This is a genomic window from Paenibacillus sp. LT-B23 (assembly GCF_059417685.1).
The window spans coordinates 60510-81746 of the sequence record NZ_JBSQBM010000004.1 but is presented as its reverse complement, the minus strand read 5'-3'; the positions used below and the strand labels follow the sequence as shown (position 1 = coordinate 81746).

Annotated in this window: 15 protein-coding genes; 1 reads left to right on the top strand and 14 read right to left on the bottom strand. The window is 50.4% G+C overall.

Features of this window, described 5'->3' with window-relative positions:
- Positions 1-35 precede the first annotated feature (35 nt).
- From addA to ACWXW9_RS07185, 3 genes are all read right to left on the bottom strand, one after another.
- A complete protein-coding gene (gene addA / locus ACWXW9_RS07195) occupies positions 36-4130 on the bottom strand; it encodes a helicase-exonuclease AddAB subunit AddA (RefSeq protein WP_494928857.1) in 4095 nt (1364 codons plus the stop codon).
- Positions 4127-7693 (bottom strand): helicase-exonuclease AddAB subunit AddB, encoded by a 3567-nt coding sequence (addB, locus tag ACWXW9_RS07190; RefSeq protein ID WP_494928856.1) that lies wholly within the window; start codon positions 7691-7693, stop codon positions 4127-4129. The genes addA and addB overlap by 4 nt, the downstream gene beginning before the upstream one ends.
- A 230-nt stretch (positions 7694-7923) precedes the next feature.
- On the bottom strand, positions 7924-9303 hold the full coding sequence (locus tag ACWXW9_RS07185; protein WP_494928855.1) for a class I SAM-dependent rRNA methyltransferase: 1380 nt from the start codon (positions 9301-9303) through the stop codon (positions 7924-7926).
- Positions 9304-9673: 370 nt separating this feature from the next.
- On the opposite strand from ACWXW9_RS07185, the gene ACWXW9_RS07180 reads away from it, so the two are divergent.
- Positions 9674-10696, top strand: coding sequence for a Na/Pi cotransporter family protein (locus tag ACWXW9_RS07180; protein WP_494928984.1), 1023 nt, complete (start codon positions 9674-9676; stop codon positions 10694-10696).
- Here the strand turns inward: ACWXW9_RS07180 and ACWXW9_RS07175 are convergent.
- The 11 genes from ACWXW9_RS07175 to dcuS all read right to left on the bottom strand — a co-directional run bounded on the left by ACWXW9_RS07175 (position 10686) and on the right by dcuS (position 21153).
- On the bottom strand, positions 10686-11120 hold the full coding sequence (locus ACWXW9_RS07175; RefSeq protein WP_134913429.1) for an NUDIX hydrolase: 435 nt from the start codon (positions 11118-11120) through the stop codon (positions 10686-10688). The genes ACWXW9_RS07180 and ACWXW9_RS07175 overlap by 11 nt on opposite strands.
- Before the next feature lie 105 nt (positions 11121-11225).
- On the bottom strand, positions 11226-12569 hold the full coding sequence (mtaB, locus tag ACWXW9_RS07170; protein ID WP_494928854.1) for a tRNA (N(6)-L-threonylcarbamoyladenosine(37)-C(2))-methylthiotransferase MtaB: 1344 nt from the start codon (positions 12567-12569) through the stop codon (positions 11226-11228).
- A gap of 1 nt (position 12570) precedes the next feature.
- Positions 12571-13335: a 16S rRNA (uracil(1498)-N(3))-methyltransferase gene (locus tag ACWXW9_RS07165; protein WP_494928853.1), complete on the bottom strand. Its 765-nt coding sequence runs from the start codon at positions 13333-13335 to the stop codon at positions 12571-12573.
- A gap of 162 nt (positions 13336-13497) precedes the next feature.
- Complete coding sequence (locus ACWXW9_RS07160; RefSeq protein WP_149093936.1) at positions 13498-14190, bottom strand: site-2 protease family protein; 693 nt, start codon at positions 14188-14190, stop codon at positions 13498-13500.
- 2 nt (positions 14191-14192) lie between these two features.
- Positions 14193-15158, bottom strand: coding sequence for a 50S ribosomal protein L11 methyltransferase (gene prmA, locus ACWXW9_RS07155; RefSeq protein ID WP_494928852.1), 966 nt, complete (start codon positions 15156-15158; stop codon positions 14193-14195).
- A gap of 133 nt (positions 15159-15291) precedes the next feature.
- Positions 15292-15477: a YfhD family protein gene (locus ACWXW9_RS07150; protein ID WP_494928851.1), complete on the bottom strand. Its 186-nt coding sequence runs from the start codon at positions 15475-15477 to the stop codon at positions 15292-15294.
- 24 nt (positions 15478-15501) lie between these two features.
- Positions 15502-15876: a hypothetical protein gene (locus ACWXW9_RS07145; protein WP_431087779.1), complete on the bottom strand. Its 375-nt coding sequence runs from the start codon at positions 15874-15876 to the stop codon at positions 15502-15504.
- A 171-nt stretch (positions 15877-16047) separates the two neighbouring features.
- Positions 16048-17253 carry an NAD(P)-dependent malic enzyme gene (locus ACWXW9_RS07140; RefSeq protein ID WP_494928850.1) on the bottom strand — a complete coding sequence of 402 codons (1206 nt, stop codon included), beginning with the start codon at positions 17251-17253 and terminating at the stop codon, positions 16048-16050.
- Positions 17254-17329: 76 nt separating this feature from the next.
- A complete protein-coding gene (locus ACWXW9_RS07135; protein ID WP_494928849.1) occupies positions 17330-18676 on the bottom strand; it encodes a 2-hydroxycarboxylate transporter family protein in 1347 nt (448 codons plus the stop codon).
- Positions 18677-18797: 121 nt separating this feature from the next.
- Positions 18798-19505 (bottom strand): two-component system response regulator DcuR, encoded by a 708-nt coding sequence (dcuR, locus tag ACWXW9_RS07130; protein WP_494928848.1) that lies wholly within the window; start codon positions 19503-19505, stop codon positions 18798-18800.
- The gene (dcuS, locus tag ACWXW9_RS07125) at positions 19498-21153 is read right to left on the bottom strand and encodes a DcuS/MalK family sensor histidine kinase (RefSeq protein WP_494928847.1); all 1656 of its coding nucleotides are present in this window, start codon (positions 21151-21153) and stop codon (positions 19498-19500) included. The genes dcuR and dcuS overlap by 8 nt, the downstream gene beginning before the upstream one ends.
- Positions 21154-21237: the final 84 nt, after the last annotated feature.

Below are 21237 nucleotides of genomic sequence, written 5' to 3'. Positions count from 1 at the left end.
CTCCTCTCTCCCTATCTATTTCGTCCATTAAATAGCTACAATCGCACACTTTCCCCAGCCTCCAGAAAATACAACCACTTTTCAGCAACCCTTTGACCTGTAATATCTTCGATCACATGGGCGTACAGCTCCAGTTGAAAACGATATTGCTCCGTTAAATTCGGCACCGTCCTATATTCAGAAACCCGGTCTGTTTTGTAATCAAGCAAAACCAGCCCTTCTGGCCCTTCAAACAGGCAGTCAATAATCCCATTCATCAGCACTCTGTCATCGTGACCAGGCTCTGACGTCATGTTTTCCTCCTGTCGCTCGGTTCCTGGCTCTATTTCCTGTGCAGACAGCATCGACGGCAAGCTGCGGCTCCAAAAATCAGCGGCTCCTATCGTATAGGTGAACGGAAGCTCACGCTGAACGTGGGAGGCCTCCAGCAATCTACGACCCAGCTCGCCGGTGAAAAAGCGCAATATTTTATCCGTATCTAAGGCCTCCGCCTGAACATCCAGCAATAAGCGCTGATTCAACAGACGAGCCTTCGTCTCCTCAATCACCTCGGCGCTCATCACACCATCCAGCGGCAAATGGAGAAACAGCGTATGGTACACCGTTCCACGTTCCGTCGGCGTCAATCGCCGATTGCCCATAAATTTGGGTCTGCGCAAGTGTAGTCGATTTCCCCCAGTCTGAGATTCTCCCATCTCCTCTGGTAACTCCGCTACCTGGAAAGAAGACAGATTCAGCCAATCCTCCGATCCAGCTTCTTGCATCGCCAGCCATCTTTTCATTTCGGTGACCGTTGTATTCGCCGCCGTCTTGCTTGCCCGTTCATACGGATAGGACCAGGAAAGCGCAGCGGCAATATCTGAATCAACCCTTGTTGTAATATCCGTTGGACTAACCGATGCGGAGTTGGATGAGAGCCACCTTTTATCGATCGACTCGGCATTTTTCAATGCTTCCGTCTTCTCCTGACGCTCTACATTAACGATCTCCTCGTCAGAGTCCAAATTCAAACGAGAGCCGAAAAGAGTCTCCGAAGCTATGATTCTGAATAACCAATCCCCGCCCGGCATATATTCCAGCCTGTGATAGTACCCCTCCTGATCCCCTGCCACTTCTCTAAGTACAGCAGCAGAAGGATGTCGGATCAACGCAGGACCTACCCAGTCCAGATAACTGCGGCCTGCCGCCAGCATATAATCGGGTAAAACTGTCTCTGTATGCTCTTTGGCACGTGCCCAACCCGCTGCGCGTGCTGCAAGATCCTTTACCGTTCCGGTCATAATAAGCTTTTCACGCGGACGCGTAAGCGCCACATACAGCACCCGCATTTCTTCAGCCAACAGCTCCAGCTGGGAGCGTCGACGGATCGCCAAATTAGGCAACGTCGGGTAGCTGACCCGATTTTGTTCCTCCACATATTTGGGACCAAACCCCAGCTCCTTATGCAGCAGAAACGGCGCATTCAGATCCTGCTGATTGAACATTTTAGCCGTTCCGGCGATGAACACAACAGGAAATTCTAGTCCTTTACTCTTGTGAATCGTCATAATGCGCACAGCCTGATCGGGTTCAGTACCGCCACTGGATGAACCCAAATCACCGCCTCGCTCTCGCAAACGGGAAATAAAGGTCAAAAATCGGAACAGGCCCCGGTTAGAGGTTGAAGTCTCATACTGTCTCGCCCGGTCATACAGCGCCCGCAAATTACTCTGACGTTGAGAGCCGCCGGGCAATCCACCTACCCAATCCAGATACCCCGTCTCCTCCAGCAAACGCCAAATCAGTGCACTCAAGCTGCCTTGTCTTGCTTCCTGCCGCCACACTCCCAAATCGCGCAAAAACGAACGCAGTCGGGCAGGCAACGTATTTCCGCTATTCCTGTCATCCATATCAGAGGCATTTGTCGAATCTCCTGCGAAAAGCTCCAATTCCAGCATGTCGCTGGACGTTCCATTTTCGCTATCCTGTGTATGGTCAGCCTCAGCCGCCGCCAGCAGAGCGCCATAAAATAGTCCGTCCGGCTTTTGCAGCCGGATTTGTGCCAGCTCATCCTCGGTCAAGCCTACAATCGGTGAACGAAGCACAGATGCCAGCGGGATGTCCTGCTGCGGATTATCAATAATGTGCAGCAGAGACAGCATCACCTCAACTTCCGTTGCTTTGAAAAAGCCTGTCGTCTGCTCCCCGGATGCCGGAATGCCCTCAAGACGCAGCTCTTCCACAATCAGCGGTGCCCATATGCTTGCCGAACGGAGCAAAATGACAATATCACCGAAGACTGCCGGACGCATTGCTTTTAACCCTCTGTCATAAATCAACAGCGGTTGTCCTGTATCTCCCGTCAGCTCCTTAATCCGTTGCGCGATTGCGCGAGCTTCCAATTGTGCTGTTTCCAGCTCCGCAAGCTCGGCCAATTCACCTTCCTGTAAAGCAGACTCATCCCCCGTTTCGGACAGTTCCGAAGCCTCCGAAAGACCGCGCCCGCCTTTATCAATTAACAGTAGTTCAGGTGCATACTGGGATGTAGCATCCTTTTCCGTCTGCTCGGGATAAGAAGCACCATGCGCCAGCCATGCCCGTTCATCGTATTCAATTTCCGCCACATCCACGCTCATGATTTGCCGAAACACCAAATTGACCGCATCGACAACTTCCACCCGACTGCGGAAATTACGCGCCAGATCAATTAAAAAGCCATCTTCCTGTTCCTGCATACCGTATCGCTGGTATTTGTTCAAAAACAGACCCGGCTCCGCCAGCCGAAACCGATAAATACTCTGCTTCACGTCCCCTACCATAAAACGGTTACCCGGTTCTTCACGGGATACCAGTCTGACGATATCCTCCTGTACCGTATTCGTATCCTGATACTCATCCAATAGCACCTCGTCGAATTGCTCCTTGTATTCGAGCGCAGCATCCGAAGGCAGCAGTCTGTGCGGAGTGGAGTCGGGATGACGTAATATTTTTAGACAATAGTGCTCCAAATCTCCGAAATCCACCAGCCCTTTGGACTGCTTGTGCTGTTGAAATCGTTCGCTAAATAAAATAACGGTCTCCACTAGTTCGTCCATCAGAGGAGCTGCCCCATGCAGTTCCTCCAAATAGGCTTCTGCCCTCCTGCCGAACAGGGAAGCCTTCATATCCGTAATCATTTTCTTGGCTGCCTCACGAAGTGCCTTGACCCGTTCCTGCAATGCAGGCTCGGTCTGATCCTTTTTGACCGGCTTGAGCTTGCCAAAGGCCACTATCTGAAAGTGATCATACAGCGATGCCCACGGCTGTGTCTCCAGTTCCTGCAATAGTCCCTTCACCATCGCCGCATCCTCTTGCAGCGTCACTGCATAAGGCGCAGGGCCGCCGGGCTGCATAGCCGTCTCATACGCCTGCTCCAGCAGGCTTGCTGCTCCGCGCAGCGAAAGTGCCGCATCCGCCAAAATGCTGCGGACCCAAGGAGTTTCTCCCAAAGCCGCCACATCTTCTACACGGAACGCTGCTGCCATCTCCCTCAGCCAATGCTCCGGCCAGGGATGACTTTGCGAAAAATCGTACAAGCGCTGAACAAGCACATACATCGCATCATCTGTACGCTCACCGCTAAACCAGTCCACCAGTCTGCGAAACGTGCTGCCTTCATCGTTAGCCTCATACTTTTCCTCAAACAGTTCTTCCAGCAGTTCCTGACGCAGCAATTCCGTCTCATGCTCATTCATAATCCGAAAACCGGGATCAAGGGGAATGGCCTGATAATGCCTGCGAATGACCTCCATACAAAAAGAGTGGAGCGTCGTTATCGAGGCTCGATTTAGTAGCGATAGCTGGCGACGTACATGCTCACTATCCGGCTCCTGTTCCAGCGCACGTTCCAAGGCTTCGCGGATACGTTGGCGCATTTCGGCGGCGGCAGCCTTCGTAAAGGTCGCTACCAGCAGCCGATCCACGCTGAAACCGAGCCGGGGATCGGCGATTTTACGAATAATGCGCTCTACGAGCACCGCCGTTTTACCAGACCCCGCCGCTGCCGCTACCAGCATGTTGTTGCCGGATTCGGAAATTGCACGCCACTGGTCATCACTCCATATACTACCTTCCGGCTTGGGTATGCCATTGGTGCTTGATGTACTTATCATGGGTCCATTCCTCCTTTCCCTTCCTGTGTATGACCGAGCAGACTCCAGATCTGATCCTTGCCGGGTTTCCCCCATTGGTTGTAGCCGCTGCCTTCCAGACTGTCGTCAAATTGACAAACAGGTTTGAAAGAACAGAAGGTGCATGCCGTCTCTTGCTGGATACGATAAGGCTCAATCGCCACATCGCCCTCTGTCATGCGTGTCCCAATCGTTCGGATATTATCGCGTACCGAAGCCAGCAGGCTATCCCACTGTTCCGGCGAAGCGACAGACGCACTGCTGTAAAAGCTGCCGTCCGCCTTTACCGCAACTGGCAAAATGGAGGAATACCCCTTGTCCAGTGCCGTGTCCATTTGACCAACCACATTCCGATCGGCAAGCAATAGTCCTTTCATCTTGAAGCGTTTCAAAAGCTCCTGACGGGCCTGTTCCGCGCTCAGACCATTCGGCGACTGCAACATCGGATTGTGGACGTGAAAATACAGCGTACCCGCCGGATAAGCCGTCTCGCCAAGCCATTCCTCCGCCGCATTCAGCAGAACGTCCAGGTACGTGAGCATTTGCAAGGACAAGCCATAGTACACCTCATGCAGCTTGAGATCCTTTTGGCTGGATTTGTAATCAATGACGCGTAAAAGCAAGCCTTGTTCTCCCTCTGCCACATCCACGCGGTCAATTCGTCCGACGATTTCCATCACCACACCATTGTCCAATCGAAAGGTCAGAGGAGGAAGCTTTTCTCCCGGCCCAAAACCCAGTTCCAGCTCCAGTGGCTCAAAGCTTCCTCTACGGGCATGTTCTCCCAAAATCAGCGAAGCCCGACTCACAATGTCTTTCAGCTTGCGCAAAATGTACCCGTACCGCTTGGAGCTCATTAAAATCTCGCCTTGCAGGCGGGGAGCCAAACGCTCCACCGTCGATTCCGCCTCTTGTCGGCATTCCTCTGTACTGAGACTACCCCAGCTCACGTTCCGTTTACGTAAATTAATCGCCATCTCTCCGAGCGCCGCATGGAACAGTTGCCCGATATCCGGTGCCTTTAGCCGATACATTTGGCGCTCCTTCAAGCGAAGACCATGAGAAGCAAAATGCGAAAACGGACAAGCGACAAAACGTTCCATACGGGATACGCTGGTACGCAGCATGCTGCCGTACAGACGACGACTCGTTTCTTTCCGCATTTCAGCATGATTTTCGTAAAAAAGTGAGGTCAGCAACTGACGCAGCTTGTCCTTTTCACGCCCCTGCTGGCGCGTATACCAGTTGTATACCTCCCACCAGGGAGATAAAATCTCTCCACCATGCCGCCATTGCCGGAATTGCGCGATCAGCTGCGGCAATGCCTCGGACGGATGGGAAGCATACTCCCATTGCGTCATCCACGGGTCCCCAGGCAAAGGATAGGCAGCCAACGGGTGCTCTTCCAGAGCAGGGAACAGTTGACGGACATGTCGTACCAACTCTGACGGCAACAACGACTTGCCCTCTTCGTCGGTCACGGCGTAGCTCATCCACAGACTGCTTCCTGCTGACGTGAGCGCGGTATACGCGAGAAAACGTTCATCCAGCAAACGTCTTGTCATATCCGGCGCCAGCTCTACGCCCCGTTCATTCAAGGCGGTCCTTTCCTGCTCGTTCAGCACGCCGTCCTCATGAAATACAGCCGGCATCACACCTTCGTTCATACCCAGCACAAAGGTATGCTGAATTCCCGCTACACGTGTACGGTCTGTGTTTCCTACCAGCACCTGATCCAGAGCTGGAGGAACAAGACCCATGCGGTATTCTATCAGCCCCGTTTCCAGCACACCTGCAAACAAAGAAGTGTCCAACTTCTCGTCACCCATCATTTCGACGATCTGATCCAACAACTCAAGCACCGCATCCCATACCTGACGATGCTCCTTGGCCTGCTCGGGATTTCCCGCTTCCTCGGCCTGATGGATCAAGTCATCCAGCTTATGGCCAATTTCCGCATCCTCCAGTAAGAAGTACACGGCTTCACACTTCTCAAGCGCAGTGCGGGCCTTACCCAGACGTTTCTCAAACGCCCGCAAAGGCGTCACGATCACATCGCGGCACAGCTCCATTAGATCCAGCGTTTCGTCCCGTTGACGATTTCGCTCCTGTTCCTCCAGCTCCAGCGAAAGGCTGGGTACCGCCTGCCAAGGCCTTCCGTCTGTCCAGCGGCTGCCCTGTATCCCGCAGGCCAATGCGTAGTTTTCCAGACGGTCCATATCCTCGCGGCTGACCCGCCCATCCTGCGGCAACAGAAGATCCGTTTTGACCGCACGAAATACATCCTCGTACCGCCAACGCCGCTGGACAATATCCAGCGAAGCCCGGATCATTTCCACCAACGGATGATGTAATACGTTTCTGCGCTGATCCAGAAATACCGGAACCTCATATTGCTTGAATATCGGCTCCACCCACGGCTCATAATCCTCAATCTGGCGTACAAACAGAGCCATTTCCCGATAACGTGCTCCCTCATCTCGGGCCAGGCGGCGCATTTCGCGCACTGCACCCTCCAGTTCCACACGTCGGTTCGCTGCCGCATACAGTTTGATTTCTTCTGGCTGTTTGTTTTTCCATCGCTCTCGCATCTGCTGCTGCGGCATAGATCGTTCCTGATTCCGATACCCCGCGCGCCGTTCAAAATCTGCCTCCAGATACGCCAGCGCCGGACGGTCCTTAAATCTCGGAAGCGGATCAGGTCGCAGCAATTGTGTCTGCGTCTCGATCATCAGCTCGTCTGCCATCCCTTTAAGCTTTACATAGGTACCCGCCGCAGGATGAAATAAATCCAGTTCATGCGGAAGCTGTCCACTCTCGTAGCTGCGATTGCAAGTCAGCGCGACCGTCAACGAAGAAGCGTGCAGCATAAGCTGCTCCACCACCTTATATTCATGCGGCGTAAACCTACGGTAGCCATCCATCCAAATATCCGCTCTTCGTACAATGGAAGATTCGGCAATCTGCTCCGCCAGCATACGCAGTGTATCCTCGCCGTCAATATATTTAAGCGCAAGCTCTCTTTCAAAATCCTCATAGATCAGACTGATATCCTTGAGCTTGCCGCGCAAAATCGGAGTCGATTCCCCCGCCGCATTCATTCGCTCCAGTTGCTCCGGTACAGACCGGGTATCATTCCCGTACTGCTTCAGCTCCGTAAACAACGTATTTAACCGATCCACAAATCCCAACTGGTCTCCCGAATCCTTAAATAAACTCAGTTCATCCTTGCGACGACGAATAATTTTATATAAAAGCATCTTCTTGCCTTCCTCCGTCACAGGTACCAGTGCCGAACCCCCGGTTTCCTGCATGACCAAATAGGCAAGACGATGGAATCCCATCACCTGGGCGCGCACCGTCCCCTGAATATCGTTTCCGGCTTCAGTAAGCAGCGCGTGCTCGGAAGCAAATGACGATTGCTCCGGCACAAGTAACAACATTGGCTTACCTAGCGGTTCCTCGCGTAGCATAGCCGTCATTTCACGGCGGATTAACGTGCTTTTTCCGCTGCCTGAGCGGCCAATTAACAAACGGACCGACATGATGCGGCCTCCTTTCCAACGAACAACATTCTATTCAACAGTATAGCATATGAGGCAAGGGAGAAAAGAACGTACGTTTGCCATCTTGTAGCATTTTATCCTCCCTCAAAAAACAAACAGTCCCGCAATCAGGCTTGTTGTTTGCCTTCTCTACAGGACTGATTTATGGATAAAACAAGCCTAATCTACTTGATCCGCTACCTTATAATGCGGTTAACAGTCTATAAATTCTACAGTTGTGTTCGGCTGCGCACCTCAAAAATGGCGAATTTCAAATAATGGCCTTCTTCCACACCTAAAATTTGGGGATGATCCTTGCCAGCCGCTCTCCAATCCACCAGACGGAGGATTTTTCCGGCATCTGCCGCCGCTTCCTTAATCGTGTCCAGAAACAGCTCCGGTCGCATATGAAATGAGCAGCTCGCAGTCACTAAATAGCCGCCCTCATTGACCAGCTTCATCCCGTGCAGATTTATATCCTTATATCCCCGCGTAGCTCCTTTGACCGCATTCTTTGTTTTCGCAAAGGCTGGTGGATCAAGAATAACTACATCAAAGGTATGTCCGCCCCCTGCTGTTAGCGGCTTGGATGTATCTCCTTTACCTCCGGCCCGCGCGGTGCGTTCCTCTACGCCTTTAACCTGATTGCGCAAATATTGGAAAGCATCGTCCACGACAAACTCCACACGTTCCTCAAATCCGTTCAGCTTGACATTATCCCGTGCGCTTTCAATCGCGTGCTCGGAAATATCAAGACAAGTTACTTTTTTAGCACCGTATTTGCAGGCATTAAGCGTAAAGCTTCCCGTATGTGAAAAGCACTCCAGCACGGTTGCGCCATCCCAGAATGGAAACTCCACAACCTTACCGCTTTTGTTCACAGGCTTCATGACCGCTGTGCCAGCGTCACCCTGCTCTGTTGCAACTTCCTGTAGCGTAATTCCGCTGCGCCCTCCCCAACCCGTCATGAGCGGTGCAATCGCCGCACGATTCTCACGCTGGTCGAAGAAGTAGCCTGTCTTCTGGCCCTCTACAATATCAACCTTGATACGCAAGCCATTTTCCGTTACCACAACATGACGCGGGCAGTCGCCATATAAAGGCCCTTTGGTCTGTTCCAGTCCTTCCAGCTCACGGATGGATACATCACTGCGCTCATATATACCGACAGGGCCAATCACTTCAACGAGTGCATCCCTGATTTCTTCCCTGCGGCGATCCATGCCGAGCGTTAATAATTGTACAACCAACACGTCGCCAAAACGGTCTACAATCAGCCCGGGTAAAAAATCAGCCTCGCCGTATACCAGCCGATACGCGTCTCCCCCGGTTACAAAACGTTCACGGTGCTCCAGACAATCTCGGAAGCGATTGGCAAAAAAGCTTTGATCCATCGCTTCAAGCGGCTCGTAGGACATCACACGCACCGTAATTTGTGAGGCTGGATTATAGTAACCCGTCGCTAAATAACGGCCCTGATGGTTTACGATATTGACCAGTTCACCTGCCTCCGGTTCACCCTCCACCTTGGCTATTTCATTTTTAAACACCCAGGGGTGCGCGTGCTCCAGCCTTTTTTTGCGGCTGCGTTCCAATATTACTGAAGGCAAAGTCCTTCACTCCCATTCTTAGGTTACTCAAAGTCCTTAAAAATGTGGTGTTCGATAGGGGGGCGGCTCCGCGGTTCATTTGATCTTACGATCGCTGTTGCAATGGGATTCTTGGGATTAGGTAGAACATTTAAAGGTAAGAATCCCACCGCAAAGGCGAACGCTGGCGCTTCTTCAGATTCAAATGAACCGCTCCGCTACTGCCCGCCTTTATATCGATGTCACACTTTTAAAGCTTGTGAAGCTCTATAAAAATTTTCGTTTTCCTAAAAAACAGCTCGGTCAAGCTTGTCATGGCTGTCCTCGACAGGTCATAGGCTGTTACATAAGCGCAATTCAATTCATAACCTTAGAAGAGGGGTTCATGGCCGTGTTTATTCATGTTATTTTGCCGCTGTGCGGCGGGCTGCTTATTTTTTTGGGCGGAATGAAGCTGATGGAAGCGGCCCTCCGGCATTTGGCTGGCCCCTTCCTCACGCACTGGCTGAATCGGGCCACCGTTTCCCCTTGGCGGGGCATGCTGTTCAGCTCAGGTATTACCGCCCTGTTGCAAAGCAGCACCGCTGTCACGGTGCTGACCATCGGACTGGTCAACGCCGGGCTGTTGACCTACGGCCGCACGCTCGGCATCATCCTCGGCACCAATATTGGTACCTGTCTGACCACCGAGCTGATGGGGCTCCAGCTAGGCAAACTGGCTGTTCCGCTGCTCTGCGGCTCGCTGCTTTGCTGGAGTGCCGCCGTCATGTGGGGCGAGGCTGTCTCCAGCCGCCAGTATGCGCCTGCCGGGCCACCATCCAGCCCCAATCAACTCAGCCGACCACAGGCTGTACAATATATCAGCCTCGCCTTTGCCGGATTTTCGCTGATCCTTGCGGGTATCCGAGTGATGCAAACAGTCGGCCCTTGGATTGAGCAGGCCGGGCTGTTCCGCTGGTTTCTTGACCACGCCGGAGCCAACATGTGGTGGGCCTTCGCCGCCGGAGCATGCCTTACCGCACTGGTTCACAGCAGCGCCGCCGTTATTGGCATGGCGATCAGCCTTGCGGCTGCGGGAGCTTTGCCAGCCGATGTGGGAATCGCCATCGTCATCGGCTCCAATGTCGGCACCTGTGTAACCGCGCTGATTGCCGCTGTTGGCGGCAGCGTATCCGGCAAATTTGTGGCCTGGTCCCATGTACTGCTGAACGTAGGCGGGGCGTTGATGTTTATGCCGCTGATCCCCGGGCTGGAAATGGCAGCCTCCTGGATATCCGCCGAGCCGGGAGCCAAGGTCGCTCATGCTCAAACCCTGTTTAACGTAATCAGCTCTCTGCTTGTCTTGCCAGTCTGCTATTTACCTGTATGGACACGTTTGGAGAATCGTATGTCTCCCAACATCATCAAACGTTAATTCCAAGCATGGACAGCGCCTTGCTCAAAATGACATCATTGTTGTCATATCCGCCTTGGCGCTGGAGACGCCATGCTTCCTCAGGCGTATGCCACGCAACACCTTTAATTTCTTCAATCTGTGCCTGTAAATCCCCATCCAGTGCCTCTACGAGATAATAATGAACTTCCTTGTCCACTTCCCCAAATTCAGGATGCTGATACGTATAAGCAATCATATCTACATGCTGGATAATCCGTCCGTTCAGCCCTGTTTCCTCACGAATTTCACGCAAAGCCGTCTGTTCGATCGTTTCTCCCGGCTCCATCTTGCCTTTAGCCAAGGAGACCTTGCCGTATCGGTCGGTAATCAGCTGAATTTCAAGCTGCTCCCCCTGTTTACGGTACACAACACCGCCTGCGGAAATTTCCTTTTTTGCTGCCATCCTGTAATCCCCTTTCCTTGCGCAACAAGGATTCCGTCCTCCCTGTAAGGAAAGACGAAATCCTTGTTTGCCATCTCTATGGCCTGTTCAGGCTTTTTTTAGTTATTATAGGGCTGTTTGCAGTCCATTTTCCAGCACACGGACCAATTGGCCTTCACTTTCATTAACGCCCGCCTTCGTCAGCTTCACGCGGCACACCTTGCCAACCAGATCCTCAGAACCTTCAAACACCAGTTGAATGTAGTTGTCACTGTAACCGTGAAGCATGCCGCTATCTTCGGTCCCTTTCGGCGCAACTTCCGGAATGACCTCCAGCACTTGACCTACAAACTTCTCAGCATACGCCAGTTGCATTTGCTCTGACAGTTCAATCAGCTCATGCACACGTGCATTTTTCACGTCCTCGGCGACCTGATCCTCCATACGCGCCGCAGGTGTGCCATTGCGCTTGGAATAAGGGAACACATGCATTTCCGAGAAGCCGATTTTTTTCATCAGCTCATAGCCGTTGCGGTACATTTCGTCCGTCTCCCCAGGAAAGCCAACAATAACATCTGTCGTAATCGCCACATCCGGCATCGCCTTGCGAATCATAAGCATTTTATTGTAAAACTCTTCGGTTGTGTATTTACGGCGCATCCGTTTCAGCACGGTGTCGTCTCCCGCCTGAAGCGGTATGTGAAAGTGACGCACCAGCTTGGTGGAACGATTCAGCACATCGAGCATTTTTTCATCTATCTGGCTGGCTTCAATCGAGCTGATACGGATACGCTCCAGCCCTTCCACCTTCTCCAGATCCCACAGCAGATCGGACAGGTCATAATTGTCCATGTCGTCACCATAACCGCCTGTATGAATGCCTGTGAGCACAATTTCCTTGTAGCCCGCATGCACCAGTTGACGCGCCTGAGCCATAATGCTCGCGGCATCGCGGCTGCGGGACAAACCACGCGACCACGGAATGATGCAGAAGGTGCAGAAATTGTTGCAGCCGTCCTGAATTTTCAAAAACGCACGTGTGTGGTTAGCAAAATCAGGTACGTCCATTTCCTCGAACACACGCGTTTTCATAATATTGCGTACAGCATTCACAGGTTGACGCGACTCTTGAATCTCCTGTACAAACGGAATAATTTTGTCCCGGTCCTGTGTACCAATAACGAGATCGACACCGGGGATATCCATGATTTCAGCAGGAGAAGTTTGGGCGTAACAGCCCGTCACTGCCACAATGGCATCTGGGTTCCGACGAATCGCACGGCGAATGATCTGACGACTCTTTTTATCGCCGGTATTCGTAACGGTGCACGTATTAATAAGGTAGACGTCAGCTGTCTGCTCATCAAAATCTACCTGCTCATAGCCTTCATTTTTGAACAGCTGCCAAATCGCTTCTGTATCATAAAAATTTACCTTACAACCCAATGTGTAAAATGCCACTGACGGCATATTAAACCCCTCCCATTTCTCCTGACTCATATAAAATGCAAGCCAATGCAGCCATACCTGCGGTTTCCGCACGCAAAATACGTCTTCCCAGCCCCGTAGACTGCGCCCCGGCCTGCTCGGCCTCCAGGCTCTCCGCTTCGCTGAAGCCGCCTTCCGGACCCACTACCAGCAGAACACGCGGCTTGTCCATCGATGTCCATTGTCCTGCCAAAGGCTGAATCACGTCCCGTAGCTGCCGCCCCTGCTCTTTTTCATAACAATAGCATATCAAATCATACTGCGAAAAAGAAGCCAGCAGCTCCTTCCACGTCATCGGCGCGCTAATTTCCGGAATCCGGTTACGGTGGCTTTGCTCAGCCGCTTCCTTCACAATCTTGCGCCAGCGCTCCAGTCGCTTGCCTTCCTTTTTGGCATCATACTGCACGACCGTACGCTCGGACAAAAACGGTACAAACCCCGCTGCTCCGATTTCTGTACATTTTTGCATAACGGTCTCCATCTTGTCTCCCTTGGGGAGACTTTGGGCAATGGTGACCTGCACATGCGGTTCGGAGGTCATCTCCAGCGGCTCGACGATCGTCGCCGTCACACGATCTTGTTCTATCGTATCCAGCGCAGCCAGCGCTTCCCTTGATACCCCGTCACTGACTATAATTTTGTCACCACTACGACCGCGCATGACCTTGGCAATATGTCGCGCATCCTCACCCGCCACGATCACATGGTCTTCCAGAAACTGCTCTGCCGGAATAAAATAACGCTGCATTGTCTCTCACACCTATTCTGAAAATAACTGTTATCCATTGGCTTTCTGTACAATATCCGAATAAATCACCAAGCACCATCATATCATCTTTTGCGCCCGCATGACCAGTGTGTTGCTGCTTCAATTGTTATACTACTGTCCATACCCGCAAAAAAGGAGCCGTTAGGCTCCAAATAATCCGGTGATGTAAAAAGAGAACTGCAAAAACTGTATATAGATCAATTGGGCCAAGGTGTAAAGAGGTTCAATCGTTACAGCCCGAACCTGCGGAATGACCAGTATAAGCAGAAAAATAAAGATGGACCACTGTTCAAACTGCTGAAGCTTACGGCGCACAGGAGTTGGAGCTACATCTTCCACAATGCGGTATCCATCCAGCGGAGGCAGTGGAATCAAGTTAAAGATAAACAAAAACAGATTCAAATTGATCAGTGCATTGATGAACAAATAGATCGCCTGAGCCACCCGCTGATTCTCCATACCTGGGAGCACTTGAAAATGAAGGAGCATGGCATAGATCAATGTAGTGACAAATGCAAGCAGCAGATTACTCAGCGGACCGGCAGCCGAAACAATAATGCCCATGAGGCGCGGACGGCTAAAATTGTCACGGTTAACCGGAACAGGCTTGGCCCAGCCAAAGCCCCCGATCAGCAGCAACAGCGTACCCAGCAGATCAATATGCACGGCCGGATTTAAAGTCACGCGCCCAAGCAGCTTGGCTGTGGGGTCGCCAAATTTATTGGCATAATACGCATGTGCAAACTCATGCACCGTAAAAGATATGATCACAGCCAGCAAGTAAAATGGAAGAACATTTAAATTCACACGAAAAATACTTTGTAAAAAATCCATGGTTACCTCTTTCTCGCCACAAACGCCAGCCAATCCTCATCCCGGCACGTTTCGGCAATGTCGAAGCCAGCCGCCTTCAATGCGTTTTCGACAACCTCTTCTTTGTTCTTCCAAATCCCTGAAGCGATATAAATACCACCTGGCTCCAGAGCCTTGTACACATCATCAATAAACAGCAGAATAATTTCGGCCAAAATATTAGCGACCACCAGCTTGACTGGCAACTGGATACCTAGTGTCGGATCGCTCGCATTCAGTACAGACAGCAGATCGCTCTCTTTAATCGTAATGCGTTCCTCCAGTCCGTTCAGATGGGTATTTTCCCGCGCACTGGATACCGCTACGGGATCAAGGTCCAGTGCCAGTACATGCTTCGCTCCCAGTTGCACGGCTCCAATTGCCAAAATGCCGGAGCCTGTGCCCACATCAATAACTTCTTCTCCACCCTTAATCACTGATTCCAACGCTCTCAGGCAAAGTGATGTTGTGGGATGCGTTCCGGTGCCAAAGGCCATGCCGGGGTCCAGCTCAATAATTTTTTCATCTTCACTGGCAGGCTCATAGGCTTCCCAAGTAGGTTTGATCGTTAGACGATCCGACACACGCAAAGGCTTGAAATATTGCTTCCAGGCATTCGCCCAATCATCCTCGTTGACCGTTTTCAGCTCATACCGAACCTCGCCAGGGTCAATATCGAATGTTCTCAATTCTTCGACGCGTGGCTCAATTTGCGAACGGATCACGTCCATCTCAACTTCTTCGGCAAAATACCCCTTGATGGTCGCTTGTCCTTCAGGAATGTCATTCAAGGGCCGATCATACCACTGTCCGTAGGACGTATCGCGTGGTTTGTTCAACGAACCGGATTCTTCAATGGAAACCCCTCCCGCACCTGCTTCGTGCAGAAAATTCGAAATCATTTCGACGGCTTCTTCGGTTGTATGTATTGTAATTTCATGCCACAACATGGTTTTCATTTCCTCCTCATTTCACATGCATACTCTATATTGTACTATATACATGCATATGAGTTCAAAAAGAGGCTATTCCTAATCATCTTGGATGATTAGGAATAGCCTCCCTGGAATCTAATCCAGAATGTTACTCGCTGTCGTTTATGATGCGCTGCTGACGACGATCAGCTACTTCACTGCGCCGGATCGCTTCCAAATCCTGAGCATCTGCCTGATCTGCCGAGAACTCAACATCCTCATTTTTGGCAGATTGCGCACGCTTGATTTTCTCGGTTTTGGTCAGCACTTTATCGAACCGTTTGTTTGTAGGCATCTGTCACAGCTCCTTCCAAAGTTTTCACAGCATACCACCCGCCTGCTCCACGATGGACATCGCCTGGTGATGAATAGATTCATCCACCACAGCGGTCAACAAAATATCGCGGCCTGTCGGTCCACCCTGTCCTCCATCGCTCATTCCGCTGGCAGACGGATCGGCCGCAGCCAGTATTGCCGGGGTTGCATCCGTAAAGTCCACTCCCTGTGTTAGTGAGGACAAGCTGCTAATCTGTCCCGAAAATACAGGTAATCCAGCGTTGCCCGTGGACTGTTGCGGATATCGGCTAAATCGGTCTATCGACACATCCGATGCCCGGAGAGCTTCCAGTTTTCTAGCCGCTCCTTGCGCTTCCTCGGGGCTTTTGAAATACGCCAAAATATTTTTTTCACCCATCCCCAAAAACTCCCTGTATGGTATTGAGCACAACTCCTGTTCAAGAACATAGACAGTTGCGCTTTGCTATATCCTGCTCATTAGTACGGATTTATATTCCCCACGAAAGCGGAACGGAACAGGCAACACCGAGCTTAGTAGGCTGAAACGGTTGGAAGTAGTTTGTGAAGACTATAACTTTTTCGGGTTCAAAGCAGCGATAGGAGCTTTACCTGCCTGAGCTACTCCTGTCTCCCATGCAGCGCGAACAACAGCATCCCGAACCTTAGAGACTACCTGCGGATTAAACACATTGGGTATGATATAAGTTTCACTTAGCTCTTCAGGACTGATCGCATCAGCAATGGCAAGTCCGGCAGCCAGCTTCATTTCTTCATTAATTGTCGAAGCATGGCAGTCCAGTGCCCCCCGAAAAATTCCCGGGAAGCACAGCACATTATTAATCTGATTTGGAAAATCAGAGCGGCCTGTAGCCAGAACGCGTACATAAGGCGCTGCTAAAGCTGGATCGATCTCCGGTTTCGGGTTCGCCATGGCGAAGACAATAGGATCAACGGCCATACTCTGAATATCCTCCACACTCAGTATATCCGGGCCTGACACACCGATGAACACATCTGCTCCCACAATCACCTCGGATATACTACCACTCAGATTATGGGGATTGGTCATGTTCGCGTACTCGGTCCAATACGGGTTGCTGTATTCCACGCCACGATGAATGGCTCCCTGACGATCAACGCCAATCAGATTACGCACACCCGCCTTGAGCAGCATACGGGAGCAGGCCATACCGGCCGCTCCGATGCCTGCAAATACCACTTTGACATCCTCCATTTTTTTGCCACATACCTTCAGTGCATTGACCAACCCCGCTAACACGACGACTGCCGTACCATGCTGATCATCATGAAATACCGGAATGTCCAGCTCCTCTTTCAGTCGTCTCTCGATCTCAAAGCAGCGTGGTGAAGAAATGTCCTCCAGATTAATACCGCCAAAAGCCGGAGCGATCATTTTGACAATTTGAACAATCTCATCAGGATCCTTCGTATTGAGACAGATTGGAAATGCGTCTACATCTGCAAATTGTTTGAACAGTACCGCCTTACCCTCCATCACAGGCATGGCCGCCTCTGGTCCGATATCTCCCAATCCTAGCACCGCTGTTCCGTCCGATACGACCGCCACTGTATTTTTCTTGATCGTTAATTGAAACGCTTTGGCTGGATCATTCGCAATTTCCATACAGATTTCAGCCACACCGGGTGTATATATCTTGGATAGCTCCTCCATGCTTGCAATCAGCTGCTTCGGTTGGGTCTCCATTTTACCGCCCTCATGTAATTGTCTGATCTCTTCTGTTAAGCTACTCATGCTTCTCTCCATCCTTTCATGTCTGTATATTTTTTCTGTACATTTGTTATAGATATCAGGCTTTTCTATAGACTCATCAGCTCCATAAATTGAGTAACAAGGTTGCTAAAATGACTGTGGCTGCCCCGCCAATGCGTGTTGCTATTTGCGCAAAAGGCATTAGCTCCATACGATTCGATGCAGACAGGATCGCTACATCCCCCGTACCGCCCAATCCGCCACGACAACTGGTCACCAACGCAGCTTCCACCGGGTACATGTGAATCCATTTTCCTGTGAAGTATCCAGCAACAATCAATGCAACCACAACGGATGCGCAGGTTATGGCATAAGGAATTGTCAGAATTCCGACCACACTATCCAAAGGCACATACAAAATACCCAATCCCACCATCAATGGCCATGTCAGACTTGCCGCAATACATTTGTACAAATGAAAAGCTCCCTGCTCTATCTGGGCCGGCATCGCTTGAATACACTTCATTAAGGCCGCAGCCAGAATCATCAGAATCGGGCCAGGAATATGAAGATACGGCTCTAGCAGTTTACCGACAATAAAGAAAGTACAGGCTAGCAGCAGCCCCCCACCCATCAATGGAAACGAAACAGGTTGTTCCAGGTTCGCCGGAGATAATTTTCCCCCTTCTTTATCAAGTTTCAACAACTTTCCGTTACCAGAAGTATGAGGATTTTTCTCCGCCATTTTTTTCAAAATACCCGCACCTATGATGGCAACAATATTGCCAATGATTGCGGCCGGGATAAACTGGGATACGAATACCGCTGAATCCTTGCCCAGCACCAATCCATATGAAATGGACAATGGTAGAATCCCTTCTCCAATCCCGCCGGAGATAATCGGAATAATGATGTAAAAAAACGTATGATAGGCGCTGTAGCCAAAAGCCATACCCACCACCATACCTACTGCTACCGCTGCAATAGAGCCTATTATAATAGGGGCAAAAATTTTGACAATTCCGTTCATCAGCATCTTCCGATCCATACCCAGAATACTTCCGGTGACCAGACAAGCGATATAAAAATAAAGGAAATTCGAGGTTTTCATCAGCGTGTGTACAGCACCCATCGCAGATGGAGGAAACATGTTCCAAAATACCATCAACGATGGAACCATGAGTGACAGAATGGCCGGACCGCCAATATGCTTGAGCAGCGGAAGTTTCGCCCCCAGATCACTGAGCAATATGCCTAAAATCATAATGACAGCAAATCCGCCCAGCAGATCGTTCGGAAGTCTCTGTGTAATCGCAGCTGCGTATACAATCAACGCAATCACGACGTAAAGCGGAAGCGGAATAACCCCCACTTTTATCCTGCCCAGCATCCAGATGCCGTCTACAGGATTTTTACGCCATTTTTGCCACTTTTGAATGACCGGCTGGTTTGTAGCATTTTCCATAAAGCTCCCTCCTTGTAGTGAAGAATGATGACCATGCTTCCATTCTACACTTTAGAAAACGCTTTATTTGGTTTTTAAACTAATCATTCACTTTTGTAATTAAAGTAATCAAAAAGAGGGCTTAAATATAACCGCTCATAATTTCCTCCGCCTGCGGTAAAATTCGATACTGATAAACAGGTCGTCCAATGGTGCCGTATATGGTTTCCATGGCAAGTGCCTCAATTTCCGTCAAAAAAGCAAGATACTTGCGCATAGATACTCTGGATATCCCTGCACTCTCCGCAATATCCTCGGTGGAAAATAACATCGCTTCATGCTGCCGGATACAGTCCCATATCATGGCCAGCGTGGATTTGGTTACTCCTTTGGGTAGCCGAGCCAGCTCTTTGGTCGAGCTTTTATGATAAAGCAGCCGATCCAACTCCTCCTGCGAAAGCAAGCTGCGCTCACGCACGATACTGACGTGCTCTCGATAACCCGTGAGCGCCTCCAGAAAACGGTTAAAATGAAACGGCTTAATCAAATAATCCACCGCGCCGAAATTCATCGCTTTTTTGATACTGTTCATATCGCTTGCAGCCGAAATCACGATGACATCTACATTCACACCTGTCTCACGAATAAAAGCCAGCAAATCAAGTCCATTGCTTTCCTGCATATACACATCCAGCAAAATCAGATCAATCGCTTGTTCTTCCAGAAATTCCTTGGCATCTTCCACGGAAGCAGCCCAGCCTCCACATCGAAAGCCCTCTATCTGCTCCGTATATTTGCGGTTAAACTCAGCAACCATCGGATCATCTTCTACAATTAAGACATTAATCATGCTCATCATTCCCCATTATGGTGTATGGAATCTTAATCTGAAAACAGCACCCTTGCTCAGCCGGAATCAGCTTTATGGTTCCTTTTAATCTTTTCACACTTTGCGTTACCAGATAAAGCCCCATTCCCCGTGACTCTCCCTTGGTCGAAAATCCCTTTTCAAATATCGCCTCTACAAGAGGTTCCGGTACACCAGGTCCGTTATCACTTATTACACATGTCAGACAACCATTCTTCTGATTTTCCTCATAATAAAGCGTCAAGGTAATCCGCTTGTGCTCCAGAGATTCCATCGCTTCCACGGCATTATCAAACAGATTCCCCAGTATGGATATCAGTTCATGAATCGTTTGAGTTCGACCGGTTTCAGGCAAATAGCTGCCCGGAGTCAATTCGAAGCTCACACCAACCTCTCTAGCCCGGCTTAATTTCCCCAAAACAAAGCCCGCCATCACTGGGTCCCTAATCTGCCGGGTAATCGAGCCAATCTCCACTTGATGATGCTCAACGGCATCCAAGATGTAATGCTCCAGTTTATCGTACATTCGTAAATGTACCATCCCCATAATGACATGCAGCTTGTTCATAAATTCGTGAGCCTGTGCACGCAGCGCCTCCGTATACAGGGACACTCCTGTCAAACGTTCGGCAAGCTGGTTTACCTCCGTTTTATCCCGAAAGGTTACAATTGCTCCCACAATTCCCCCTTTGACCCGTATCGGAACACTGGTGGTAAGCAAGGTTATTCCCCCCAGCTCCATGTCCTCATCCATTCGTGGAGTGCCTGCCGCCAAAACCTCTTGTAATCGAAAAGCGGACAAATAAGTGTTAATCTCCTGCCCTGAGGACGAGATACCCTCAATTCCCGCTTGCCTGAGCAGACGAATCGCTTCCGCATTCATTAACATAACACGTCCGGATTCATCCACCGCAATGACGCCTTCCTTAATGGACTGCAGCATAGCGTTGCGTTCCTCCAGCAAGCGTGCGATTTCCGGTGGCTCCAGACCAAACAGCATATTTTTGATTTTACGGGCCAGCACAACAGCCCCTCCGGCACCAATTAACATTCCGAGGCCAATGGCGATAGCAATAAGGCGGTAATTGCCTCCCTGAGCCCTCAGTACATCTTGCATGGATATACCGACGACAATCGCTCCCAACTGCTTCCCCGTCGAGCTGAATACGGGAGAAAAAGCGCGCATGGACAGGCCCAATGTTCCCTTCGCAACAGATACACTCTCATGACCATGAAGTGCAGTGTATTCATCTCCACCAGCAAAGGCTTTGCCGATCATCCTGGGATCCGGGTGTGTTTTGCGAATGCCCTTCATGTCCATAACTACGATAAACTGAACATGATTAGCAGATGAAACCTTCTGCACATACTTCTGCATGGAGGAAGACGAATCAGACTGCTGCAAATGCTCAATAATAAGCGGCGTATGGGAAAGTGTACGTGCGATGGACATCGCTTTTTCCTCCAGTCCCATTTCGGTTTCATGCTCAACTCTCTCGGCAAATAACAAAGTTACAGGCAGGAGCACCAGTGCCATAACCAGACAAACCAGCAGCGTAATCAGCCCTCTGAGCTTGAATAGCGGTTTCCCCCGACGCTGCTTAGGCTGTGACTTTTCGATAGAACTCACCCTTTCACGCTTCATGCTAAATCTAAATAGTCCAATATGCTTATACAAAAATGGTTATGTATGTGTTTACGGGAATTTGCATAG